The organism is Martinezella sp. CNPSo 3957, from assembly GCF_057784395.1.
In genome coordinates this window covers 49,548-74,864 of sequence record NZ_JBXSOU010000010.1, presented here as the reverse complement: position 1 = coordinate 74,864, position 25,317 = coordinate 49,548, and the positions used below count along the sequence as shown (strand labels likewise).

Below are 25,317 nucleotides of genomic sequence, written 5' to 3'. Positions count from 1 at the left end.
CGTTGCCGCCGATCTGCCGATCTCTACCCGGCTAAGATTGTAACGATTTCGACGACGGGAATCACCGAAGGGGGCTGTGTGAGTCGGCTTCGTGCGGATGCTCTCACGCGGGAGTTCCAGCTTTCCCTTTCAGCGATCATGGCACAAGTGCAGGCAGCGAGCATATAGCCGTTCGGCATGCCTGGAGCGTTGAGCGGATCAGGCTCTGCCGTCTTTCGCTACCCTCGGCAGCTGCCCGCCTGCCATGGATAAAGGCTGGACAAGTTTCATGTAACGGACATTGAAAATATCCGCTGTGGACGAATCACCGCCTTCCCTTGTCGAAAGTTGGATCGGCCCTAGTTTGCGAATCATTAATGATTTGTGAGGGTTAGTAATTTTGAGCTATGATTGGAGCGGCGTCAGGACACGGCGCATCAAAGCGATCAAGATGGCAGTTTCGGCGATGATTGCAGTGGCGGTGCTGGGTATGCCGACAATGCTTTGGCTGCATGGTTCGTTTTGAGCATCAGGGCGCTTGAACCGTCCGACGACGAGGTCGGGCAGTCTCACGTTTAGCGTCTTTCGGACAAAGGGGTTGGATGCATAACCCCATTGCCGCAACGAGAGTGATCGCTTGCATCGCAGAATGCCGATGCAAGCCAGGCCTTTATCTCGATTGCCACTCGGAGGCCGGGTGGTCGAATTCCAGATTCTTCGTTACATGATCTACAAAGCCGGCTAACAGGGGGCTCGTATGTTTGCGATGCCAGCAGATTCCTACCGGCCATTTTGATTCCGGTCCTGAGAGAGATTGCGTGCGGATGGACCCCGCCAATGCCCGCACGCCACGCCAAGGCAGGAATGCCGCGCCCAGGCCGGCAGAAACGATGGCGTGCACGGTCAGTATGTCGTCGGCATATTGGGCAATGCGAGGCTCGAAACCGGCAAGCGAACACCAGCGCCTGATCTGGTCGTCCAATCCAGGTCCGCGCGACGGCGAAAGTGCGACAAATCCGAGTTCATTCAGCTCCGACAGTCGATCTTGGGCCGGCATGGTCACCCCACTTGGAAGCGCCAAGGCTAGATACTCTTCGACGACGGGCATGAAAGCCAAGCCGCTATCCTCCTCCGGCGCCCGGCAGAAACCGACATCGAGCCGGCCGTCGAGCAGGCGCTGATGCTGTTCCCGCGATGGCAAGTCGTTGAGCGTGATACTGCAATCCGGCGTCGCCGCCCGAAAACCGGCGATCAGCCGTGGTGCGACGGCAAGCGTCGATATTCCAAATCCGATGTCGAGATATCCGGTAAGGCCGGCTATGGCGCGATGCATCTTCCTGTCGACGTCGTCGTTCAATTGGAGAAGCGGGCGTGCTTCGCGCTGCAGAAGTTCTCCGAGAGGCGTCAGTTTGGCGCCATGGCGGCCGCGCTCGAACAACGCTCCGCCCATTGCAGCTTCCAAAGCCTGAATCTGCTTGGTCAGGGTCGATTGGGTGACGAACAATTTTGCCGAAGCCTTGCCGTAGTGGCCGCTGTCGATCAATTGAATGAAGGATCGGAGGAGCTTTATTTCCATTCCGTCTAGGAATAATTTTAATCGATAAAGTCATTTTACGAAAGAGATGGTGCGTGGTCAAATGGGCTCATGACGAAAGGAGCAATCGACATGACGCTCAAAATTTCATCCGTGCAGTTTCAACATCGGGCCAATGATAAGGCCTACAATCTCTCGCGTATAGAGCATTTCACGGAAGAAGCCGTTCAGGCTGATAATCAGCTCGTCGTCTTTCCCGAAATGTGCATCTGCGGATACTGGCATGTTCCCAAGCTCGATGGCTCCGCGCTGCAGGCGCTGGCGGAGCCGCTCTCCGGTCCCTCGATCGCGCGGGTCGCAGCCCTGGCGCGGGTGAAGGGCATTGCGATCGGCGCTGGCTTCCTCGAGTTGGGTGAAAACGGAAAGCTCTATAATAGTTACGTGGTCTGCATGCCGGATGGACACATCCATTGCCATCGCAAACTGCACGCCTGGGAGCATCGCCTTATTTCCAGCGGCGATGCCTTCACGGTCTTCGACACACCTTGGGGAATTCGTGCCGGCATCCTGATCTGTTGGGACAATAATCTGATCGAGAATGCGCGCGCCACGGCGCTGCTTGGCGCCGAATTGCTGATCGCGCCGCATCAGGCCGGCGGCGGCCATTCGGTTAGTCCGCACGGGCTGAAGCGGATACCGGTCGAAAAATGGATCAATCGCCACGAAGATCCCGAGGCGATCGAGGCAGAGTTTCGAGGTCCGAACGGCCGGGAGTGGTTCATGCGCTGGCTGCCGTCGCGCGCCCACGACAATGGAATGTTCCTCGTCTTCAGCAACGGTGTCGGACAGGATGAAGACGAAGTGCGCACCGGCAATGCCATGATCCTCGATCCCTATGGTCGGATTCTGGCAGAAACCTGGGCGGCGACCGATGCAAGGGTAAGCGCTGAAATCGATCTGGCCCTGCTCGACAAATGTACGGGGCAGCGCTGGATAAGAGGCCGCCGTCCCGAGCTTTATAGTATCCTGACGCAACCCAACGCCAACGGTCTCGCACCCATGGACGCGCGCTACTCGGAAGAGTCTACCCGCAACAGCGGGTAGGGTGGATTTCCATATGGCTGGCCGTGGTCTATTTCGCCATCGTTTCTTCGAGATCGGCATAGACCAGATAGCGAAGCGGCCCAGAGGTAACGGCGTCGAAGGGAAAGCATGTCGCCAGCACGAGATGGACGCCGCGTGCATCGGGGTCGATGTCAGCCTCATCCCAGCGGGCAACGGCCATGCGGCTCACGCGGAAAGTAAAAGTCCGGCCGTCGCGACGTGTGATGCCGATACGGTCGTTCACATGGATATCTTTCAGGAAAATAAAATGGGTATCCCGGTGTGCCGCATAGACGGCCGTACCCTCTTCGCCTGCCTGCGGGGTGTTGTCGAGATGGCCGGGGCCGAAGGCAAGCGCCTGGCCGCTTGCACCCTTCAGAGCGATAGCGGAAACGCCAAGGCGTGGAACTTCGATACGCGCCACCGGCCATGTGTCGGCCCAGCTCCATGGCTTGACCGGTGCGCCTGATATCACGCTCTCGGCAAAGGCACGTTCCAGCAGGACTTGCGCCAAAGCCGCCTTGGCGTAGATCCATCCTCCTTGTGCGGCGAGGAAGAGACCGGCGGCGATGAGAATGCCGGCCGCAAAAGTCAGAAGGGAGCGCGCTGGCGCGCTCCCCATGGTTTGGAGGCGAGTGGCGGCGATCATGCCCGGCTCCTTCGCGATGCTAGGAACAGCAGCGAAGCTCCGCATAGAAGAGCAAGCAATCCCTGGAGAATGAGAAGCATTCCCGGCGTTGCCGTCTGCGGCAGCGGAACGCTGGCCTGAGCCGGTGCGGAGATTGGCTCGAGCTCAGCATCTCCATCGGCACCCTGCAGCTCATCGGCTGTCTGCTGCTGCCTGCTGTCAGCCTTCGCATCCCGCGTTGCACCGATGCCGAGGAGCTTGTTGTAATCCCAGCCCGCGGGAAGCTGCAATGGAATGTCGGCCTGTGTCAGCGGCGCGTTTGTCGGCCGCAGACGCTTGGTATCGACGGCGACGAGACTGGTCAGACGCGTGACCAAATGATGGTCGAGAGCCAATTGCAGGATACGCTTGTCGGCGTCGGCCTGCGAGATCTTGCCGAGCGTAAGATTGACCTCGGCATCGTCGATCTGGCGTCGTGCCCAGATCTTGGAGATACCCTTGGCATTGCTTGCCTGATCGAGCGGCAAGGAGATCGTCCACGGGCGGTCACCGAGCTTGCCGCTGACGGTCAGGGTTCCGGCTGCCTTTCCCATCCTGGCCGCCAGAACGAGCGGTTCGCCATGGTAGATGTCGGGCAGGAGGTTGGGTGACAGGCTGACATTCTTCTCCGAAAAGGTAGCGGCGACATCGGTGACAGCCGGATTTTCCAGCTTGTCGAAGAGGGCGCGCATGCGCTCGTTCACCTCGGCGACCGAACCGATGTGGGTGAAGCTGCCACGGCCAAGTTCGGCGGCGCGGCTCATCAGGTACGTGTTCGGCGCCGAGCCGATGCCGACCATGAAGATGCGGGAGCGTCCACGCGACTTTGCGATCGCATCGAGAAGCTGCTGCTCGTTGCTGACCTCGCCGTCGGTCAGGAACACGATCTGACGCAATCCGTTGGCCTGGTGGCTGTCGTCGAGTGCTGCTTGAAGCGGTGGCAGCATTTCCGTTCCGCCGGCAGCTTCCAGGCCGGTGACGAAGCGGCGGGCCGAGGCGATATTCTCAGCCGTCGCCATGACCGAATCGGGGAAGAATTTGGTCATCGTGTTGTCGAAGCGGATGACGTTGAAACGATCGTTCGGCTCGAGCCGGGACAGGGCATAATCGAGGCTCGCCCTTGCCTGTTCGATCGACGTGCCGCCCATCGACCCGGAATTGTCAATAACGAAGACCACTTCGCGGCCCGCCTTTTGCGGCGTCGCCACCGCCGGCGGCATCACATAGGCAAGCATATAGTCATCCTTACCGACATGCTCGCGGAAGAGACCGACGCTCGGCATATTGCTTGCGACTGCGTTCCATTCGAGCACGAAGTCGCGATCGGCAGTCGCGTCGCCATCCAGGACGATCCGGCGTGCGCTGTCGTTTACTTTGTCGATCTTGACCGCGTGATAGAGGCTTTTGACGTCATCGAGCGGGAAGCCGGCGTTGAGATTGACCTTGAGGGTGACAGGGTTGGCGCGGTCGCCGCCAGGTGCCATCAGGGGCGCGGAGACGGGCTGGTCGCTGACCTTGCGCGATGGGCTCTGTTTGGACTGACCCCAGCCGGCCTTAAGATCGGCTTGCTGTGTGATGGGCGATGCGTTCTGCGGATTATAGCGCGGCGCGACGACCAGCGGCACCCGCAGGGAGAAGCGGCCGTCCGCCAAGCGGACCGACTGCTGATATTCGATCTGAACGACGATCTTTTCATGCGGGCCAATGTTTGCGACCGTATTGGTGAAGACGTTCGGGCGCTGCTGTTCGACGAGGGACGCCTTCTTTCCCTCCCTGCGCGCTTTCTCGTAGATGGCGCGCGCGGCCTGCTTCTCCTTGATATCAGCGACAACGACCCGGTTGCCGACGATCATCTTCAGGGAATAGACGGCGCTGTCTTCCGGAAGAGGAAATACGTAGAGGGCTTCGACCCACTTGTCGGTCGTGTTCTCGAAGGCTTGCGTCAGGACTGCGCGTGCCGTCGGCCCATTGACGTCGATATCGACATCGGTCGCAAGGCGGGGCGCCTCGATATATTGTCCTTCGTCCTTGGTCTGAAGAAGAAGGCTGCCAGTGCCCATTTCGTTCGGCGTGACGAAGGCTGCCGGCTGCGCGTGCGATTCCAGGGGATGTAGCAGCGCGAAAATGACGGCAAGCACCGGCAGCAGGATGGCATTGCTGAACCAGAGCAGCAGGCCGAATCTGATGAGGAAATTTTGCCGCTTCTGGTAGCGCGAGAAGTTTGGCGAGGCTGACATGACAGGCTCCTTGTTCGCTGGTTAAATGACTGAAGCCATTGTGAACAAAGGCTATTTTCTCGCCAGCGTAAGCTTTGCCCTGTTTCGTCCGCATCTTGCCGCAAACGGTCTTGCCGGTTACGGCCATGTGTGGAATTGTGAAGAAAATTACGCAAACAGGAAACGAAGGAATGGTCCAGGGCGACCCCTATTTGTCCGACAGCCAGAACAGCGCCGTAGCGGCGCGGGTTCGCGAGGAGATCGCCCGACGGCGCATTTCCCGGCAACGCCTTGCCAATGATGCCCGCATCAGCCTTTCGACCTTGGAGAAAGCCCTTTCCGGCCACCGGCCCTTCACGCTCGCGACCCTCATTCGGCTGGAGCAGGCGATGGGGGTTGTCCTGCGGGAGCCGGCTGGAACGCAAGCGACCGTTGTCAATGACAAGCCCGGCCATGCCCCGGAAGAGCTTGGTGCCTATTCCCGCGCCTCGGTTTCCTGGTTGGAGGGCACTTACCTGACGCTTCGTCCGTCCTTCGGTGATGCGAAGGCGATTTTCGCCTATTGCACCGAGATCGCCTGGGATGGAGAACGCACCTGTCTGAGCTTCCGGGAGCGCGAGCGCAGCGATGCCTCCTTTTCCCAGCAGGGTTCGGTGTCGGTGCCGCACCTGTCGGGACATATCTACCTGGTGACGAATTCGTCCGGGCAGTATCGCATGGCGATATTGTCGAGGCCCAGTATCACCGGCGAGATGTTCGGCTTGCTGACGACATTGCGCGCCGGGCAGGGGTCGCACCTCACACCGGTCTCGACGCCGCTCGCCCTCCTGCCTATGTCGGCTTTCGCGCAGCCGTCGCTCGGGCGCGTCTTGGCGGGCGATCAGAATCACGAGGCATACTCGGCCATCATGCACAGAATTACCGGAGAAAATTACGCCGGCTTCGTCGGATAGCGGCGCTCTTGGAACAATTTCAGGAAAGTGCGTAGCGGTTTTCCGTCCGGAATTGCGTAAAAACAAAAAGCTAGAGCGTTTTCGCAATTCGAAGAAAAGCAGAATTGCTCTAGCGGGCGTCGTGAAAGATGATCCCGACAGTGTGGCGCACGCCTGAGCGGACCCGGCTTACCCCGTGCCTGAGATTGACGCGGTAGCTTCCCTTCGTTCCCCGCACGGGCCGATTGTGGACCGCAAAAGCGACGGCATCGCCCTGTCGAAGCGGCACGACTTCCACGCGGCTTTGCATGCGCGGCCGCTGCTCGGTCAGGACAAACTCGCCACCGGTGAAATCCTGTTCCGGCTCCGACAGCAGAATGGCCACCTGGATCGGAAAGGCGAGTTCGCCGTAGAGGTCCTGATGCAGGCAATTGTAGTCGCCCGGCACATATTGCAGCAGCAGCGGCGTCGGGCGCCTCTGACCGGCCTCATGACATTGCCTCAGGAAGGCGGCATGCTCATCGGGATAGCGTTCCTCGACGCCCATCCGTTCGTTCCAGCCGTTTGCGATGCCGGCGAGGTGGGGATAAAGCGCTTTGCGCAATCCACCGAGAAGCCACGGCAGCGGATAGTTGAAATAGCGGTATTCGCCTCTTCCGAAGCCGTGACGCGCCATGATGATGTGGCTGCGGAAATGACGTTCCTCGGAGTAGAGCCCGGAGACCGCAGCGCATTCATCGGGTGCCAGAAGCTTCGGAAGGACGGCGCAGCCGAAGCCGTCAAGCTCTCTTGCGAGCGACGGCCAATCATAGGCGTCGATCCGAGCCTCTATAGAGTTTTCCGTGAAAGCCGGTGCGGAAGTGGAGATCGATGTGTTCATGTCGGGTCCTTGGAAGCCGTGATAAGCTGAAGCCTAGCGTCCGAACCGGAGCGGTAGCCACCCGATTTCCGATGAGCAGCTCACACGAATGGGTTTCCCTGGCTACATTGCGATACAATCGAGCCGTTTCCTGAAATTTCGCGGACACAATTCCCGGCGATCTTCTGCGGGATTATCCGTCAGGCAGGAGTCTAAAATGAAACTCGCATTCCTTGGCGCATTTGCCGTCTCAAGCCTTGCCGTCGGCATCGCCGCGTCTCAATCGGCAGGTTCTGCAACGCCGCCGGAAAATGCATCGCCGATCTACGGCGTGACCATACCGGAAGGCTATCGGGACTGGAAATTCATTGCGCCGGCGCAGGAGGCTCCGCCGCTCGACGAGCTTCGCGCCGTGCTCGGCAACGATATCGCCGTCGACGCCTATAAGAAGGGCACCCTGCCTTTCCCCGACGGCTCGATTCTCGTCAAACTCGCCTACAAACGCATGCAATCGACGGAGTTCGCCCCGGCAACCGTGCCGGGAGCGCCGACCACGGTGCAGGTCATGGTAAAGGATTCCAAGAAATATCCCGATAGTCACGGCTGGGGCTTCGGGCGGTTCGTCGACGGCAAGCCGGTCGACGTTGCCCAACATGAAACCTGTCTCAGCTGCCATGTCGGCAACGTCAGGGATCACGACTACGTCTTTACGCGCTATGCGCCGTAAGGCGCTGCAACGCGATTAAGTGAAATTTGCCGGCCTGATCTCACCATATCGCTGCCGGCCGGCTATCCATGGTTTCTCCTCCCGCCAGGATAGCCGCCCCTATTTTACCCATAGATGAGCGCCGCTTCGAGCAGGTAGCCATCGAGCCGCTTCCATCATCATGGAAGAGGAACTTCGCAAGCCCACGCCATCTCTATGGGGTCGCCGCAGGGCCTGGCGGCCCCGTTTTGCCTCATCTCCCACCCCAAGATTCTCCAAAAATTCTTCTTCACTGGCTACTTGGCCAAGTTTCATATTTTCGGGGTGCATTTTGCCGCTGGTAAAGCCAAAACGCAGAGTTCTGTGTTCCGTTGTAGCCTCGGTCGATCCGGACACAGAGGGATACAATTTGGCTGGGTTGAGGACACAACCGGGATACACGCCGAAAGCAAAACTTCGCGGCATTCAATAAACCTCCCAAACATTTGGAGATTCTGATGTCGCCCTTATCCTTCTCAATGAATAGACGTGCCTTTGTGACTGCGGCCGCTGTCGCTGGAGCGGCTTCGCTCCTGAAGCCTGCCCTGTCCTTTGCCGCATCGGACGCCTTGCCCGACGGTGTGAAGCCGTTCAAGGTCCATATTCCCGACAGCGCGATTGCCGAGTTGAAGCAGAGGCTTGCGACGGCACGCTGGCCGCTCAAGGAAAATGTCGCTGACGACTCCCAGGGCGTGCAACTCGAACGCCTGCGCGATCTCGTTGGATATTGGGCCGACGGCTATGATTGGCGAAAGGTGGAACAGAAGCTCAATTCTCTGCCGATGTTCATGACCGAAATCGATGGGTTGGATATTCACTTCATTCACGTGCGCTCCCCACACGAAAACGCAATGCCGCTGATCATGACCCACGGTTGGCCGGGCTCGGTTTTGGAAATGCTCAAGGTCATCGATCCCTTGACGAATCCGACTGCTCATGGTGGCAAGGCCGAAGACGCCTTTCATCTCGTGGTGCCATCGATCCCCGGTTTCGGTTTCTCCGGCAAACCCAGCGTCCGTGGATGGGGCTCCGATCACATCGGCCGTGCTTGGGGCACGCTGATGAATCGGCTCGGATATGAGAAATTCGTCTCGCAAGGCGGTGATTGCGGCTCGGTCATCTCCGAGCGCATGGCGCATCAAAAGGTGCCGGGATTGCTGGGCATTCATCTCAACATGCCTGCGATCGTTCCAAAAGAAATCGTGCCGATCTTGGCTGCAGGTGCCCCGGCGCCCGCAGGTCTCACTGCGGACGAACGCGCTTGCTTCGACAAGCTCGCGATTTTCTACCGAGACAGTGCTGCCTACGCGCAAATGATGGTTACGCGTCCGCAGACGATCGGTTACTCGCTCGTCGATTCACCGATCGGAATGGCCGCGTGGATGTACGACAAGTTTGCCGAGTGGACGTATAGCAACAAGCAGCCCGAAAAGGTTCTCACTCGGGACGAGATGTTGGATGACATTTCTCTTTATTGGTTCACGGAGACGGGTACCTCGGCAGCCCAGATCTATTGGGAAGACCACACCAACAATTTCAACGCTCTCGAAAGGATCCCTTCCGTGCCCGTCGCGGTTAGTGTCTTTCCGGGAGAAATCTATCAGGCACCCAAGTCGTGGACGGAGCGTGCCTTCGGCAATCTGATCTACTTCAACAAAACCGAGAATGGCGGGCATTTTGCGGCCTGGGAGCAGCCGGCGATTTTCACCAACGAAGTCAGGGCGGCATTCCGCTCGCTGCGTTAAGCGAGCCTAGGCTTCTGACTCGGTGAAAGCGCTGCAGGCGAGCGATGCCCCACGCTCGACTGCGGAAGAGGGGGAAGCGTACAGGATTCCCCCTCACAACGAATAATGGATCCCGGCGAATTTAATGCAGGAGACTTTTGCCGGATCGCAGAGTCCCTACGCGAAGGCGTTGCGACGGGCCGAAAGCGAGCCGATGCCCATCAGGGCGGCGAGGATGACCGGGATGCAGACAAGGTAGGCCGTGCGAATCCCCGCATGTTCGGCAACGAATCCAAGCAGCGGTGGAGCAAGGAAGAAGACGACGAAGGACATTTGTCCGAGGGCTGCAACGTTGACATGGGCCGGACGGTCAGTGCGTTGGGCGGCCGCCGAAACCGCCAGCGGATAGACCGCGCTGCAGCCGGCGCCCATGAAGGCGAAGCCGAGCAGCGCCACATTGGGGTGAGGCGCCAGCCAGACGGCGCAGAGACCGGCAGTTGAAAGAAGCAGTAGGGAGAGTGCAACGGAGCGGGAGCCGAAGTGATCGACGAACCGGTCCGCAAACAATCTTGCCAGCGCCATGAAGAAGGTGAACAGCGTCAATCCGAGACCGCCGACGAACGGCTCGACATGAAAGACGTCGCGCATATAGATCGCCGACCAGTCGATGCCCGCGCCCTCGACCAGGAAGGCAGCAATGCCAATGACACAGAGAGGCAGCAGGCCGACCGTCGGGAGCGCGACATGCCCGGCCTCCGGATGATCCTGTGCCGGGCGGGCGGGCGCATTGCGCATGCCGGCAATGACAAGCGAACCCATGATCAGCACGAAGGTAAATGTCAGGGCAAGGTGCAGCTGCATCGAAATGCCGGCCTGGCGGATGGCCGACGATGCGAGGGCGGTGACGAAAAAGCCGAGGCTCCAGAAACCATGGGCGCGGTTCATCACGCCCCGGCCAAGCTGCGCCTCGATGCGATCGATCTCGACATTGAGATTGATTTCAAGCGCTCCGGCGAGCAGCCCTTCACAAAGCAGGATGGCAAAGACAAGCAGAGCAACGCCCATCCAGGGCACGAGCGCCAGGGATGCCGACGTGCCGAGCACGGTGATGAATGCCGTCTTGCGCGCGCCCAGACGCGCAACGATCGGGGAGGCGAAGGTGAGCGATATCAGCGCTCCGATAGCTGCGCCGATCAGTGTCAGACCGAGCTCCGATTTGTCGATCTGCAAGGCGTCCTGCAGGTCGGGAAGGCGCGACAGCATTGCGCCCATCGATACCGCAAAGAGGAAGAAGCAGACATAAACTCGCTGCTGCGGTTCAAGACGCATTTTTATGCTCCGGAGAATCTGAACACAGATGAGATGGAGAGGATCTATCCGAAAGCAACTAGTGCTGGCAATACGAGCCTGTATCAAATGATCAGACGGTTAGGGCCACAAGCCGATTTCGTCAGCCCGGCCTCATGCCGCCAGAAACAAAATCGACCGTCTGGACAAATAAGGTCGCCGACCTAACTCCCCCCGTTGGACACGCATAAATCGTATTGCCCGCTGCCTCTCAGCGGCATGGCGATTTGGGAATTTCATCCTTCGTCAACGGATCAAGAAACGGCAGATCAGATATGGGATTAGCACCGCTCACCAGGCCGACGGGCCAGACGCCGCAAACGGATTTGAACAGCTACAGGCTGATACCGCTCTCCAGCTGCCCCATCCTCGGGAGTAGTGCGGCATCGGGACTGCCGTCCGGCGTGCTTTTTTCCGGCCGGTCCTTCGAAGCGGTGAGCGACAACGCACTGTCCTGCTGCGGTCGCTATAATCTAAGGAACAGCCTGCATCAGGGCATCGCCGCAATCGGTGATGACGGACATTTGATCTTTGCCGTCAATAGCTGGGTGAGCGGGCAGCGCTGCACGGTCATGGGTGCCTTCGACCCGATGGGTAAGCCCGTTGGGCCGACCAAGCCTCAGCAGGATTTGCTTGGAAAATACTTCCAGTCGCCCGAGCGTCCGATCGTTCTGGATTCAAAGGCGAAGAGCGACATCGGCTTCAAGACGAATGGGCTCAATCCGAACGTCGGCGTCTACGTCGGCAACAAGACGATCATTTTCGACGTCAACGCACGGTCGTCTGATGGTAATATCGAAGGCAGCGCCACGATAACCACCGATTTCAACGGCAAGGTCCGGGATCAGCTTTATAAATTGTCGACCAAGGATAAAAATTCCTCGCTGAGCGGCAGCTATGAGCGCAAGGGCACCGAGACGACCGAGACCGTGGCGGCATCATGGGAAAAATGGTCCTTGGCGGGCAAGCATTCCCGGGATGGTGCAAGCAGGAGCCGCGAGCTTGATCTTTCCTATCGTGCCACGGACAAGATAACCATCAAGGCGTCTTGGAGACCGGACGTGAAGCCGCCATCCACGCCTCCGCGCATAACCGATTATTCGATCTTCTCGGCCACTAATCCTAATCCCCCGCCGGCTCCTCCCAACTACAGCAATTATATGATCACGCTCGAAATCAAGCTGCCTTGAGCATGGCTGTTTCGATTGAATCGAGCCGTCTGCGGCGATGGACCGTAGACGGCTCGATCTCTGTTGATAGGGCATCAGGAAACCCTGACGCCTTTAGGGGCCGTCGGCGGATGATCAGGCACTGCAATTTGCCGGCAGCGACGATGATCTGCGCGTGCCGATCAACACCAGTACCAGGCCGGCGGCGGCGAGCAGCCCTCCGGCGATCGCAACCGCTGCATAGCCGAAGCCAAGGCTGATCACGGCGGCACCGGCCGCGGCACCCAAGGCATTGCCGAGGTTGAACGCCCCGACATTGATGGAGGAGGCAAGACCAGGCGCTTCGGCTGCCGCTTCCATGACGCGCATCTGTACCGGCGGAACGATCGCAAACGCTGCGCCGCCCCAGACGAGAAGACCGATGGCCGCCCCGATGTGGCTGGTCATTGCCAGCGGCAGCACGAACATGATCGCGGCTAGCAGGCCAAGGAAGATCTTGGTTGCGCCATCAAGCGACCAGTCGGCCAGTCGGCCACCCAGCCAGTTGCCGATCGTGAAGCCGACGCCGATGAGGACCAACCCGAGGGTCACGAAGCTATTGGATGCACCGGTAAGTTCGGTGAGAGCCGGAGCGACATAGGTATATAGCGAGAACATCGCGCCTGCGCCCATGACGGTGGTTGCCATCGCAAGCAGCACGGTGGGGTGAGTAAGTACGGCAAGTTCCCGCCTGATATCAGGCATGGCGCCGCGCTCGCCTTTCGGCAGGGCGAACCATAGCGCTGCAATGGCGGCTATGCCGATCAGCGCTGTTCCTGCAAAAGCCATGCGCCAGCCGATCGCTTGACCGACCCAGGTGGCGGCCGGCACGCCGCCGATATTGGCGATCGTCAGCCCCATGAACATGGCGGCAACGGCGCTTGCCTGCTTTTCCTTCGGCACGACGCTAGCCGCCACCACCGCGCCCAGGCCGAAGAAGGCGCCATGGTTAAGGCTGGTGACGAGTCGGGCGAGCAGCAGCGTGAAGTAGCCTGGCGCCATCGCCGACATGAGATTTCCGATCGTAAAGATGCTCATCAGCAGCATCAGTGCCGTGCGCTTGCCGAAGCGGCTGAAGGCGAGCGTCATGAAGGGGGCGCCGACCATGACGCCGATCGCATAGGCGCTGATGAGGAGGCCTGCTGTTGGGATCGAGACGTCGACCCCCTTGGCGATGACCGGGAGAAGTCCCATCGGCGAAAACTCGGTCGTGCCGATGCCGAAGGCGCCGATCGCAAGGGCGAGAAGCGCCCATCGGGCGTGAGAGGATGTTTGGGCCTTTTGGGCCGTCGAAATCTTGGTGTCCATGTTGAAGCTCCTTAGGCGTCCCATTCGGGCGCGAGACCGGGCGGGCTGACGATCCGGCCATCCGGGCGTGCGAGATCGGCGATGGCCGCCATGTCTTGTTCATCGAGGCTGAAATCGAAAATCGCGATATTCTCCTTGACGCGCTCCGGATTGGCCGTCTTGGACAAAGCGATGTGGCCTTGCTGGATCAGCCAGCGAAGACCGACCTGTGCGGCGCTCTTGCCATATCTGGCGCCGATCCGCTGCAGCACCGGATCCTTCGGCACCGCACCGTCGGCCATGCCGTAGTAGGCGGTGATCGCAAGATCGCTTGCTTTTGCAGCCGCAACGAGCGCGTGCTGGGGCAGATAGGGATGGATCTCGACCTGATTGGTGACGATCGGCGTGCTGGAAAGTCTGACCGATTCCCGCATCTGGGCGATATTCTGGTTGCTGACGCCGACGAAGCGGGTTTTGCCGGCGGCTTTGACAGCGCTCAACATTTCGATCTGCTCCGCGACCGGCACCTTGTCGCCCGGCCAATGCAGCAGCAGGAGATCGACGCGGTCGGTGTTCAGCTTGTCGAGGCTCTCGTCGACCGAGGCGGCGAACCTGTCCTGACTATAATTGTCGACCCAGACCTTCGTCGTCAGGAATAGATCATCGCGCTTAGCGCCGGCGGCTGCAAGAGCCCGGCCGAGTGCCGCCTCGTTCTGATAGATCTGTGCGGTGTCGAAATGGCGGAAACCGGCCTCCAGTGCGGCCGGGATGACCCGCTCTACTTCTGCGTCCGACATGCGGAAGACGCCGAAGCCGAGCGCGGGAATTGTTGCGCCATGGGCGGTAACGGTAAGCATCGAAAACTCCTTTTGAAAGCCTCGGCGGCTTCGGCCGCCGTGAATGGATCGAGCACCGGACTTGATGGCGCAATCTCTTCCGCCTATGAAATAGAGAGCGCGTTCTCGCTTGAGAATTGGCTAAGTTTTCACATTATTTGTGAAACTAAATCAAAGATCGGTGTTCCATGGATAATCGCGCAGGCGAAATGCAGGTATTTCTTCGTGTGGTGGAAGCCGGTAGCTTTTCGGAAGCGGCGCGCCTGCTGCGCATGACGCCTTCGACCGTCAGCAAGTTGATCTCCCGCATCGAAGGCAGGCTCGGCGTGCGGCTCGTCGAGCGTTCCACCCGGCGGCTGTCGCTGACCCCGGAGGGCCAGATCTATTATGAGCGCAGCCAAGCCCTGCTGCATGATCTCGACGAGGTCGAACAGGAGCTGGCACAGGGTGCGACGACGACCGGCGGCACGGTGCGGGTCAATATTGCCGTTGCCCTGGGGGTGCTCGGCCTCGAGCCGCTCTTGCCGGAATTTTGGCGGACCTACCCCAATGTTGTCGTCGATCTGTCGCTGTCCGATGAAATTGTCGATCTTTATCTCGACCGCACCGACGTTGCTTTTCGGGTTGGGGCTTTGCCGGCTTCAGGCATGATTGCCCGCCGCATCGGTATTGCCCGCCGCAAGATCGTCGCAGCGCCCAGCTACCTCGATCGCCATGGAATACCGCTGGGTGTCGATGATCTCTCGCGGCACAATTGCCTGGGCTTCAATTTCCGCCGTCTTGCACCCGTCTGGCCGATCAGGGAAAGCGGCCGCATCGTCGATCGCGCCATGACGAGCTCGCTGCTTGCCAATAATGGCGAAACCGTCCGGCGCATGGCGCTGGCGGGTGTGGGGCTTGCCCGCATGGGCGACTATCACGTACGGGCCGACATTGCGGCCGGCCGTCTTATCGAGGTGCTTGCCGATGTCGTCGAGCCGGACGAGGAGCAAATCCATGCGGTCTTTCTCGGCGGCGCGCGCATGCCGCAGCGCGTGCGCGTCTTCCTCGATTTCGTCGTGCCGCGTCTCCGGCAATTTCTGGACGGGGGCGCCTGAGCGGCCGCTGCGGGGAATTTATCCTCACCAAGCTTTACGTTGGCAACCCGCCACCAAGACGTCGGCGGGCAGGGGTCACTGCAGCGGCCGCGGTATGGCGCCGGTGCGAGGCAGGATCGACAGATTTTCGTCCTCCCGATCGGTCTCGAGCCGCTGCAGGATCGGGCAATGCGGACGATGGTCGCCCTGGCAGGAGTTAACGAGCATGGTGAGTGTGTGCTCCATATCCTGCAGGTCCGCGATCTTTTTCTTCAGTGCCGTGATATGACCCTGAGCGAGGCGCTTAACCTCAGCGCTCTGGCGGCTTTCGTCGCGCCAGAGCCCCAAAAGCTCGCCGATTTCGGCAACGGCAAAGCCGAGATCGCGCGCCCGGCGGATGAAACGCAGCATGTGCACGTCGGTATCCGAATAGTCGCGATAGCCCGATGCCGTTCTGCCGGCCGCCGGAATAAGGCCGGTTTCTTCGTAATAGCGGATCATCTTGGCCGATACGCCCGATGCTTTCGCCGCCTGTCCGATATTCATCAATGTTCTCCTGACAGGCACCGCCTGATGTTGCCGATGAAAGCTGGGCCTTCCAACCATGGGAAGGTCAATAGCATATTTTCCGCTGCAGGACACTTGACCTTACCATGGTTGGAACCTCCACTTTGAACACCGTGAGATCGAAATAGATGAGAATTCTCATGGAGCTGAGACTTGAAAACATGACCTGCGGCGGCGGCGCCAGATCCGCCACCAAGGCAATCAGTCTGTCGATCCAGACGCCGGGATTGAGACTAGTCCGGATGCATTCACGGTAGTGAGCGGCCCTATGAGGATATCGTTGAGTAAGAGGAAGCAATCGATGCATCGACGTAATTTTCTGACAGGGCTGGCAGGCCTTGCGATTTCGGGGCCGGCCGCGGCCCAGATGATGCATGACATGGGACATATGGGCGCAAACGGCGCTCATGACATGCCGATGACCAGCGGTAAGCCTGTCTTGCCGGAAGGACAGCCTTTGCGGGAGCTGCCGCGTCTGACGAACGAGGCCGGCGAAGCGGGTCTATTCAAGGCAAGGCTTGTCGCCGAACCGGGGTTGGTTCGCTTCGCAGACAGGCTCGACACGCCCACGCTCCTCTATAATGGCGGAAATCCGGTGATCGAGGCGCGTGAGGGCGACAGGGTCGAGATCAGCTTCAGGAACGGCATTCCCGATGAACCGACGACGGTTCATTGGCATGGGATGCCGGTGCCGGCCGATCAGGATGGCAATCCCATGGAATCCGTCGCCTCGGGTAGCGAGCGCCTCTATGCTTTCGATCTGCCGCAAGGCAGCGCCGCATCCTATTGGTTCCATCCCCATCCACATGGCCTCACCGCCGCGCAGGTCTATCGCGGGCTCGCAGGCATCTTTCTGGTGAAACCCAAGGATGACCCGATCCCTACGGAATATGGCGATACTGTTTTGATGTTCACCGATCTTCGGATCGCTGAAGATGGAAGCATGCCGGCGAGCAACATGATCGATGTGATGAACGGGCGCGTCGGCGATCATGTGCTGGTCAACGGCCAGAAAAATCCGGTCTTGATCGTGAGGAAAGGGGAGAAGCGTCGCCTGCGCCTCTTCAACGCAACAAATGCGCGCTTCCTGCGGCTGGCCTTCGAGAATGCCGCCATGGTGCTTACTGGAACGGATGGCGGCCTTATCGAGGCTCCCGTCGGCATCGACGATTTGCTGCTTGCGCCCGCCGAGCGCGTTGAGCTCATCATCTCCTTCGATAGGCCGGGAGCGGCAAAGCTTGTCACGCTTGGCTATGAGCGCGGGTGGATGGGGCCTGGCAAGCCTGAAGCGGCCGGCATCACCCTGCTGACCGCCAATGTTTCAGAGGAGGCTGCACCCAACGTGCCACCGCTTCCCGCGACGCTGCGCACAATTGACCGCCTCGCGGAACCGGCAGTCACGCGTCGTTTTGTGTTGACGGAATTCATGGAAGGCATGGAGATGAAGTTCCTCATCAACGGCGCGAGTTTCGATATGAACCGCATTGATGAGGTCTCGAAGGTCGGTCAGGTCGAGTTATGGGAGATCGTCAATCAGGCGGATATGGACCATCCGTTTCATGTGCATGGGACGCAGTTCCAAATTGTCGAACGTGAAAAGAATGGCGCGGTCACCAAGCCATCCTACCAGGCCTGGAAAGACACTGTGAACGTTGCCGCCAGCGAGACGGTGCGCGTCCTGCTGCGGCAGGATTTGCCGGGGCGGCGCATGTATCACTGCCACATCCTCGAGCATGAAGATCTCGGCATGATGGGTACAGTCGACGTCAGGGCCTGACACCTCCATCATCCATCGAAGCGTGGAGAGAAAATTGTCCTTCCCTTCATCCTTGGCCTCGGAACTTGTGTTCGATGAGGTCGCGGCCGGTTTCACCTTTGCCGGTGTGAATGCGATGTTCGGGTCTTGCGCAAACAGCAGGTTAGGCGCTTTTATGTAAGCGCAGTTCCACTGCAGCAAGCGCTCGCGGCGGCCTCGGAGGAGGGCCGGCCACGATCCCGCGGTGGATGCCAAATTGTGCTGACGGTGGCATTCAAGGGGAGGACTCGATGGCCGCTAATCATCAGACGCAATACCGCGAACGCGTGCGCTCTGCACAGGAGGCCGTTGCCTTAATACCGTCCGGTGCGAAGATCGCCATGCCAATCGCCGCCGGCCAGCCGCCTGCCATCCTTGCGGCGCTGGCCGAACGTGCGCGGGCCGGCGTGGTGGACAATGTCCGGCTTTATTACCTGCTTTGCACGGGTGTCGCCGGTTCCAGCGTGCTCGACTTCGACCTACGCGACCGCATCATTCCCATGAGTTATTTTCATGGAGCGGTAGATCGTGCCTTGGATAAGCGGCGAATGGCGGAGATGCTGCCTGCCGCCGAAATCGTACCATGCCATTTCAGCCAGGTGCCGCGCTCGCTTGTTGAGCATGTCGGCGTGGACACATTGATCGCTACCGTCTCGCCCATGGATGCGGACGGAAATTTCAGCCTTGGCGCTAGCACGGATTATGCCCTGGCAGTCGCCCGCAAGCCCGGCGCTCGGCTGATCCTCGAAGTCAATCCCAGCATGCCCTATGTGCGGGGCAATTGCATGATCCCGGTCTCAAGCGTCACGGCACTTGTCGAGAATGACGCAAGCCTTCCGGCGCTTGCTGCCGCGCCTCGTTCGCAAGTCGATGATGCGATCGGTGCTATCATCGCCGGACTTGTGGATGATGGTGATTGCCTGCAGATGGGCATCGGTGCGCTTCCTGACGCAGTTTGCGCCGGTCTTTCAGAACACCGTCACCTCGGCATCCATACAGAAATGATGACATCGGGACTTGCCGCTCTGGTCAGGGCCGGCGTGGTCGACAATAGCCGCAAGCAGATCCATGTCGGGCGAACCATCTTCACCTTTGCGCTGGGAGATAAGCCGCTTTACGACTTCCTGAACGATAATCCCGATGTCGAGGCGCATCCCGTTGACTATGTGAACAATCCGTTCGTCATCGCTCAGAATGATCGCATGGTGTCGGTGAATGCGACGATGCAGATCGATCTCAACGGTGCGTGCAATTCCGAATTCGTCAACGGAAGGCAGTTCAGCGGTTCCGGCGGTCAGGTGGACTTCGTTCGCGGCGCCTACGCCTCACGTGGCGGCCGCTCGATCATTGCCTGTCATGCGACGGCGGCGAAGGGAACGCTTTCGCGTATCGTTCCGACCCTCACAGGTCCGGTAACGACCTCGCGCAACGATATCCATATCGTTGTTACGGAATATGGCTGGGTGAACCTCAAGGGCAAATCGGTGGCAGAGCGGGCAAAGGCGATGATCGCGCTTGCTCATCCCGATTTCCGGGAGGCGCTGGATCGTGCCGCTCATCAGGCGGGATACTACGCGCCAGACTGATGCCGCCGGTTCTGATGGCGGGACGGTCATCGGTTCGTCGGAGCAATAAGAAGGAACCGGAGGGAAACCGGATCCTTCCGGCTTTGATCGGAGGTCAACCGATTGCTATGAGAAGCCTGATGGATCGGTACATCAGGCTTCCCGTACCTAGTCCCAGGAGACTAGGTAGGTCGCTATTAGAAGCTACGCTGGAAGCGCAGGATACCAGCCCACTGATCCTGGTTCACAGAATCGAAGTTGGTGTAGGAGACTTCCGGCTCGATAAGCAGGTTCTTGACCGGGTTCCACTTGACGTTGGTGGTTGCGGCAAAGATCTTCGAGTCGGTATAGGCGAGCTGCAGGTTCCACTTCAGCTTTTCGTTGATCGGAACGCCAACGCCGCCCCAGACAGCCCAGTCACCCCAGCCGCACTTCGATGCATCGTTAGCCGGGCAAGAAGAACGAGCCAGGTTGGTGCCGGCATACTTGTTCAGGTTGTCGCCGTCGGTGTTCCAGCCGCCCATCAAGAAGGCCGAGAAGACGCCGAAGTCAGCATCGACACGAGCCTTGATAGCGCCTTCCGACTTGATCGAGTCGTAACCGCCAATGACCTTGAAGCCCCATGCACCGGACTTGAAGCCAGCACCGGCAACGACGTCGGGAGCGTAGTGGTTGGCCTTGTCGTCCGATGCCCAGCTGGAGCCATAGGAAGCGCCAGAACCGCTGGAGTTCGAGTCTTCAACCGAGACCACAGCCGTGAAGCCGTTGCCGGCGTCATAGTTGTAGGTCAACTGGTTGAGTTCGTACGGACCGTCATAGATCACGTCGTCGTTGATGACGTCGCCGGCATAACCGATGTACGAGTTGAACTGCGAGTCAGCCTTACCGACGAGGAAACCGCCGAGGCTGATGTTTGCGAACAGCAGCTTGGAGGAAGTGGAGTTGCCTTCCTGCCAGTCCCAACGGATGACCGTGTTGGTCTTCAGCGGGCCGTATTCGGTGTCGGTCGCGGTATCGAGGCTCAGCTGAGCGCGGGTATGCCAGAGAGTGCCGTTATGGCTGTTGGCATTGTAGGCGTCGTACCACTTGCCTTCGGTACGGACCATGCCGCCGACCTTGAGGCAGGTTTCGGTGCCTGGAATGAAGAAGTAGCCAGCGCCATACGCATCGCAGATGCGAACGTATTCCAGCGGCTCGGGCTCAGCAGCGACGATCGCGTCAGCCGCATGGGCGCCGGAAACTGCTGCCAGTGCAGCAGCGGAGCCGAGAAGGAGGCTCTTGATGTTCATTATAAACTCCTAATTGTAGCGGGTCGTACATATTCCAAGAAGCGAGCACAACGAACCTTCCCGGCGACACTGCTTGCAACAAGAAGCAAACACCAGGCATCTGCGAGCGACTGCGGGTATTATCCCCACCCCTTTGGAACCTCGTTAGCTGGCGGCTGAAACGACATCCCACCAGATCGCAAGCTAATTAGCTCCCGGGAACACAGCTATATACATTCTGATTGTTTGTAAATTAGCTCCGGAAGTATCCGGAAACGGAAAAAAGGGTTGTTGATTTCATGCAACACATGCCAGGCGCGAAAATTCGGGCCGGAGAGGAGCCGGCCTCCTTATAGTGCCCTGCGCTGCATCTCCTGTCCGCCGCTTCAATAAGCGATCGTGAATAGTTCCATCGCCTCGGCAAAGCCCTTCAGCCTCTGTCTGCCGATGGAGATTGCATCGTTGATTCCCGCCTCATCTCGAAACGCGTCGGACATCAGGAGCGCTTCGCTCCTTTCGCTGCAGACGTTCTGTATGCGGCTAACGATATTGACATCAGGGCCGATCAACGTGAAATCCAGCCGATTGCCGGAGCCGACATTGCCGTAGCTCACCTCGCCATAGTGCAACGCGATGCCGACCTTGACTGGTATGCCGCTGTATTCAAAACCGCTTAGCTCGGAAAGGATTATCCTTGCTGCGGTCAGCGCTGCACCGCAAGCTCCGGATGTGTCGGCGCCTGGAAAGAATGCCAGAACTGCATCGCCCATGAATTTCAGTACTTCACCGCCTTCATGGGCAATCGCCGGTATCACTTTGTCGAAATAGGCGTTTAGCAGTTCGAGGACGGTGCTGCCGGGCTGGCGATTGGAAAGCTCGGTGAAACCGCGCAGATCGCACAGCAAAAGGGCTGCCTCCATCGATTCGATTTCGCCGCGACGAATGTGTCCGGCAAGGATGCGGCTCGCCGTCATCGGGCCGATATAGGTATCGAGAAGGCTGAGTTCGCATTGTCTGAGGACGCGGAGTTCGCAGGTGTTGCGCAATGCCGGCAGGATGCGCTCGATCAGGTCTTTCTCCCCGGATGTGAAGCCGCCTGGCCGCCGCGTGGCAAAAACGGCGCAGCTGATCGGTCCGTCGGCGTTGCAAAGCGGCGCCACAATCAGTTGCACCAGCCCCCGGCCGGAAAATATGTCGATATGCTGCCAGCGCCCATGCGGACTTTCGCCCGGACCGACGACGAGCGGCTCGCGCATCTCCTGTGCCTTCATGAGCGGCGTATTGGCAAGCGCGAGGCGTGAGCCATGTTCGCGATCATGGATCTCGACCGGTTCGCCGGGCGCCCAGGCGAAGGTGCGGCCGATGAATTCGGGATGCAGCGTCGTCAGGTGCAGCGTCAATCGATCGACGGGAAGGCCAAGGGCCTGCAGGCGGCGGCCAAGACCTGCGACAAGGCCCGCCTCGTCGAGGGCATGGCATTCGTCGCCGGTCAACCATTCGATGAGGCTCAGTGTTGCTCTGTTACCGATGCCGCCGCTGAGCGTCTTGGGGTCGGCTGTTGCGGCATTTGGCATGTCATACAGCAAGGTCATGGTTATTTTCTCCTCTTCGAGGTGCGGCGCTCAATGCGCGCCGCCGCCGGAAAGTTGACCGGCTTTTTTCAGAAGCAGGCTGGCAATCAGGGCAACGACCAGTGCGACGCCGAGCAGATAGAAGGTGTCGCTGAAAGCCATGATATTGGCTTGCTTGCGAAGGCTGGCGGCTACTGCGACAATGGCCTTATGCGTTGCAAGCGCTTGATCACTCACTCCATGGTTCATGAAGTAGCTGGTGAGGTTGGCGACGCGCGCGCGGGTCGCCTCTTCGAACACCGAGACTGAATTGGTGAGGATGTTCGAATGAAACTGCTCGCGCTTGGTGAGGAAGGTCTGCAGTGCGGCAATGCCGACCGCACCGCCGAGATTGCGCATCATGTTGAACAGCGCCGAAGCGGATCCGGCATTTTCCTGTTCGATGCCGGCGGTCGCGATCGCCGTCAGCGGCGTGAAGGCGAGTGCCTGACCGACCGCACGCACGATATTTGGCCAGAAGAGCTGATCGCTGGCATAGTTGCTCGTCATGTAGATGTTCATGAAGTTCGAGGCGGCGAAGAGTGCGAAGCCGACGATGATCAGCAGGCGAGCGTCGATGCGCTTCATCAGCCGTGGGACCAGCGGGATCAAGATCAGCTGCGGAATGCCGGTCCAGGCAAGCACCATGCCGATCTGCTCGGAATTGTAGCCCTGGATGCGCGTCAGATAGATCGGCAGGATGAAGACCGAGCCATAGAGAGCGACGCCCATCAGGAAATTGGCGACGATACCGAAGCCGAAATTGCGGCGCACCAGCAGACGCAGATTGAGGAGCGGATGAGAAGCGCGAAGCTCGATGATGAGGAAGAGCGTCAACGAAACGACCGCGATGATGGATAGACGGACGATGAAGGGTGAGCCGAACCAGTCGTCCTTGTTGCCTTCTTCGAGCACGGTCTGCAGTGCTGCAAGGCCGACCGCCATGGTGATGATGCCGGGCCAGTCGCCCTTGGCAAGCAGTGAGAGGTTCATTGGCGCGCGGTCGAGCGAGATCCAGAGCATGCCGACCATCAGGACGCCCGGCACGAGATTGACGTAGAAGATATATTCCCAGCCCCAGTTTTCGGTGAGATAGCCGCCGATGGTCGGGCCGATGGCTGGCGCGAAGGTGGCGGAAAGGGCAAAGAGGGCAAGACCCATCGGTTGTTTGGGCTTCGGCAGCAGCGTGATGATGATCGTGAAGGCCATGGGGATCAGCACGCCGCCGGAAAAACCCTGGATGGCGCGCAGCACGATCATCTGCTGCAGGTTTGCGGCAAAGGCGCAGGCGACTGAAAAGAGCAGGAAAAGGATAGCGTTGGTCAGCAGATAGTTGCGCACTGAAAAGACGCGAGCAAGCCATGCGCTAAGCGGAATGACGACGATCTCTGCGATCAGGTAGGAGGTGGAAATCCAGCCGCCATCATCCGTACCGGCGCCGATCGCGCCCTGGATGTCGGCAAGCGAGGCGTTGACGATCTGGATGTTGAGAACGGCCATGAAGGCGCCGAGCGTGGAGCCGACCACGGCGGTCCACATACGCAGCGGGCTCATGGCCGGTCGGACGACGGTAGCGGTTGAAGCGCCCGGCGATGCGGCTGAATTGTTGTTTGCGGCGATCTGAAGAGTGGCCACGGCGTGTCTCCTTCCGGCTTATGCCGGAACAATCTCATGACGATGCTGAGGTGATAATCGACGAAAATCGGGAAGGATCATCCAGCCTGGCTGGATGATCCCTGTGCGCCGGCTGTCGATGTCTGGGCAGCCTTGGTATCGATTTCCGGCTCCACCGACATGCCCGAGCGCAGCAATCCGGCGAGATTATCGTCGTCAATGACGATCTTAACCGGTATGCGCTGGACGATCTTGGTGAAGTTGCCGGTGGCGTTGTCAGGCGGCAGCAGCGAGAATTCGAGCCCGCTTGCCGGCGAGAGGCTGTCGACATGGCCCTTGATGGTGACGTCAGGGAAGCTGTCGACCTTGATCTCGACCGATTGGCCGGGACGTACATAGGTCAGCTGCGTTTCCTTAAAATTAGCAACGACATAGACCGAATGCAGCGGCACCACCGCCATCAGCTGCGTACCCGCCGTCACATATTGTCCCACGCGGATCGAGCGGGCACCGACCGTGCCGTCGACGGCTGCGACGATGTTGGCATAGGAAAGATTGAGCTCGGCCTGCTGGACGGCCGCAGCGGCGCGATCACGCTGGGCGGCTGCCTGGTCTCGCTGGGTCTGCAGCACGGGAACTTTGGTTTGAGCCGCGACGAACGCGGCCTGGTCGCGCTCGACAGCGGCCGTTGCCTGCCTTCTGGCCGATTCCGTCTCCTCAGCGCGCGACTGTGTGCCAACGCCGTTGGTAATCAAACGAGCCGAACGGGCGGCATCCGATACAGCATAATCCAGAGAGGCTTGCGACGCGTCGACCGTTGCCTTGGCTTGCCCGATCAGCGATTGCTGCAGCTGGATCTGCGCATCAATATTGGCGATCGCTGCATCCGCGGCCTTTAAATCGGCTTTTGCTTGGGAAAGTGCTGCCTGGAAGTCGCGGTCATCGATGCGGGCAAGCAGCTGGCCAGCCTTGACATGGTCATTGTCGTTGACAAGCACCTCCTTGATGTAGCCGGCGACCTTTGGCGCAATCGTGGTGTAATCGGCCTTCACATAGGCATCGTCGGTGGATTCGATGAAGCGTCCGACCGTCCAGTAGCGATAGCCGAAATCCGCCGCGACCGCGACGCCGGCTAGCAGCGCGGCGATCAACAAGCCGCGCTTGATGAGCTTCCTATCTGCCTTGCGGCTGGCGTCAGCGACAGGCGCTTCGGCAACTCTTCCTTGCGGAACGTCGGCGGCGGGAGATTTCGCGACCTCGTTGACTGGAGCAGCATCGGCCTGGCTTGCGTTCTTGAACGCCTCGTTGCGCGGTAGTTCGACCATCGTCCGTTTCCTTCAGTGCGCCACCCCTTTGTTTGGGGTCATTTTTGATGCCATGAAGA

20 protein-coding genes are annotated in these 25,317 nt (G+C 59.5%); 8 read left to right on the top strand and 12 right to left on the bottom strand.

Translation table 11 applies throughout. The features are described from left to right. Positions 1 to 649: 649 nt before the first annotated feature. Positions 650 to 1,555 (bottom strand): LysR family transcriptional regulator, encoded by a 906-nt coding sequence (locus AC13QE_RS22245; protein WP_488485276.1) that lies wholly within the window; start codon positions 1,553 to 1,555, stop codon positions 650 to 652. 90 nt (positions 1,556 to 1,645) lie between these two features. Here AC13QE_RS22245 and AC13QE_RS22240 point away from each other — a divergent pair, with 90 nt between their 5' ends. After that, on the top strand, positions 1,646 to 2,617 hold the full coding sequence (locus tag AC13QE_RS22240) for a nitrilase family protein (protein WP_488485275.1): 972 nt from the start codon (positions 1,646 to 1,648) through the stop codon (positions 2,615 to 2,617). A gap of 28 nt (positions 2,618 to 2,645) precedes the next feature. Here AC13QE_RS22240 and AC13QE_RS22235 read toward each other — a convergent pair whose 3' ends face one another. After that, entirely contained in the window at positions 2,646 to 3,266 is a 621-nt protein-coding gene (locus AC13QE_RS22235) for a class GN sortase (protein ID WP_488485274.1), read from the bottom strand. Then, a complete protein-coding gene (locus AC13QE_RS22230; protein ID WP_488485273.1) occupies positions 3,263 to 5,521 on the bottom strand; it encodes a marine proteobacterial sortase target protein in 2,259 nt (752 codons plus the stop codon). Before AC13QE_RS22230 ends, AC13QE_RS22235 begins: the two co-directional genes overlap by 4 nt. Before the next feature lie 170 nt (positions 5,522 to 5,691). Here AC13QE_RS22230 and AC13QE_RS22225 point away from each other — a divergent pair, with 170 nt between their 5' ends. Then, entirely contained in the window at positions 5,692 to 6,453 is a 762-nt protein-coding gene (locus tag AC13QE_RS22225) for a helix-turn-helix domain-containing protein (protein ID WP_132720279.1), read from the top strand. Positions 6,454 to 6,562: 109 nt separating this feature from the next. On the opposite strand, the gene AC13QE_RS22220 is transcribed toward AC13QE_RS22225, so the two are convergent. After that, positions 6,563 to 7,312, bottom strand: coding sequence for a 2OG-Fe(II) oxygenase (locus tag AC13QE_RS22220; RefSeq protein WP_488485272.1), 750 nt, complete (start codon positions 7,310 to 7,312; stop codon positions 6,563 to 6,565). A gap of 196 nt (positions 7,313 to 7,508) precedes the next feature. On the opposite strand from AC13QE_RS22220, the gene AC13QE_RS22215 reads away from it, so the two are divergent. Further along, on the top strand, positions 7,509 to 8,018 hold the full coding sequence (locus AC13QE_RS22215; RefSeq protein WP_488485271.1) for a cytochrome P460 family protein: 510 nt from the start codon (positions 7,509 to 7,511) through the stop codon (positions 8,016 to 8,018). Positions 8,019 to 8,494: 476 nt separating this feature from the next. Next, positions 8,495 to 9,781, top strand: a complete 1,287-nt coding sequence (locus AC13QE_RS22210) for an epoxide hydrolase family protein (RefSeq protein WP_015343914.1) — start codon at positions 8,495 to 8,497, stop codon at positions 9,779 to 9,781. A gap of 156 nt (positions 9,782 to 9,937) precedes the next feature. On the opposite strand, the gene AC13QE_RS22205 is transcribed toward AC13QE_RS22210, so the two are convergent. Next, complete coding sequence (locus AC13QE_RS22205; RefSeq protein ID WP_488485270.1) at positions 9,938 to 11,089, bottom strand: MFS transporter; 1,152 nt, start codon at positions 11,087 to 11,089, stop codon at positions 9,938 to 9,940. Positions 11,090 to 11,382: 293 nt separating this feature from the next. Between AC13QE_RS22205 and AC13QE_RS22200 the strand changes: the two genes are divergently transcribed. Beyond that, complete coding sequence (locus AC13QE_RS22200) at positions 11,383 to 12,297, top strand: hypothetical protein (RefSeq protein WP_488485269.1); 915 nt, start codon at positions 11,383 to 11,385, stop codon at positions 12,295 to 12,297. 114 nt (positions 12,298 to 12,411) lie between these two features. Here AC13QE_RS22200 and AC13QE_RS22195 read toward each other — a convergent pair whose 3' ends face one another. Further along, positions 12,412 to 13,623, bottom strand: coding sequence for an MFS transporter (locus AC13QE_RS22195; RefSeq protein ID WP_488485268.1), 1,212 nt, complete (start codon positions 13,621 to 13,623; stop codon positions 12,412 to 12,414). An 11-nt stretch (positions 13,624 to 13,634) separates the two neighbouring features. Continuing rightward, positions 13,635 to 14,459, bottom strand: coding sequence for an aldo/keto reductase (locus tag AC13QE_RS22190; RefSeq protein ID WP_488485267.1), 825 nt, complete (start codon positions 14,457 to 14,459; stop codon positions 13,635 to 13,637). 167 nt (positions 14,460 to 14,626) lie between these two features. On the opposite strand from AC13QE_RS22190, the gene AC13QE_RS22185 reads away from it, so the two are divergent. Continuing rightward, complete coding sequence (locus tag AC13QE_RS22185) at positions 14,627 to 15,535, top strand: LysR family transcriptional regulator (RefSeq protein WP_488485266.1); 909 nt, start codon at positions 14,627 to 14,629, stop codon at positions 15,533 to 15,535. A gap of 75 nt (positions 15,536 to 15,610) precedes the next feature. Here AC13QE_RS22185 and cueR read toward each other — a convergent pair whose 3' ends face one another. Further along, positions 15,611 to 16,060 (bottom strand): Cu(I)-responsive transcriptional regulator, encoded by a 450-nt coding sequence (cueR, locus tag AC13QE_RS22180; RefSeq protein ID WP_488485265.1) that lies wholly within the window; start codon positions 16,058 to 16,060, stop codon positions 15,611 to 15,613. A 322-nt stretch (positions 16,061 to 16,382) separates the two neighbouring features. Here cueR and AC13QE_RS22175 point away from each other — a divergent pair, with 322 nt between their 5' ends. Further along, on the top strand, positions 16,383 to 17,858 hold the full coding sequence (locus AC13QE_RS22175; protein ID WP_488485264.1) for a multicopper oxidase family protein: 1,476 nt from the start codon (positions 16,383 to 16,385) through the stop codon (positions 17,856 to 17,858). 269 nt (positions 17,859 to 18,127) lie between these two features. After that, entirely contained in the window at positions 18,128 to 19,462 is a 1,335-nt protein-coding gene (locus AC13QE_RS22170) for an acetyl-CoA hydrolase/transferase family protein (RefSeq protein WP_488485263.1), read from the top strand. 176 nt (positions 19,463 to 19,638) lie between these two features. On the opposite strand, the gene AC13QE_RS22165 is transcribed toward AC13QE_RS22170, so the two are convergent. From AC13QE_RS22165 to AC13QE_RS22150, 4 genes are all read right to left on the bottom strand, one after another. Next, positions 19,639 to 20,730: a porin gene (locus AC13QE_RS22165; protein ID WP_488485262.1), complete on the bottom strand. Its 1,092-nt coding sequence runs from the start codon at positions 20,728 to 20,730 to the stop codon at positions 19,639 to 19,641. Between the two features lie 365 nt (positions 20,731 to 21,095). Next, positions 21,096 to 22,283, bottom strand: a complete 1,188-nt coding sequence (locus AC13QE_RS22160) for an adenylate/guanylate cyclase domain-containing protein (RefSeq protein WP_488485387.1) — start codon at positions 22,281 to 22,283, stop codon at positions 21,096 to 21,098. 48 nt (positions 22,284 to 22,331) lie between these two features. Further along, a complete protein-coding gene (locus AC13QE_RS22155; RefSeq protein WP_488485261.1) occupies positions 22,332 to 23,954 on the bottom strand; it encodes an MDR family MFS transporter in 1,623 nt (540 codons plus the stop codon). Between the two features lie 77 nt (positions 23,955 to 24,031). Next, positions 24,032 to 25,258 (bottom strand): HlyD family secretion protein, encoded by a 1,227-nt coding sequence (locus AC13QE_RS22150; protein WP_488485260.1) that lies wholly within the window; start codon positions 25,256 to 25,258, stop codon positions 24,032 to 24,034. Positions 25,259 to 25,317: the final 59 nt, after the last annotated feature.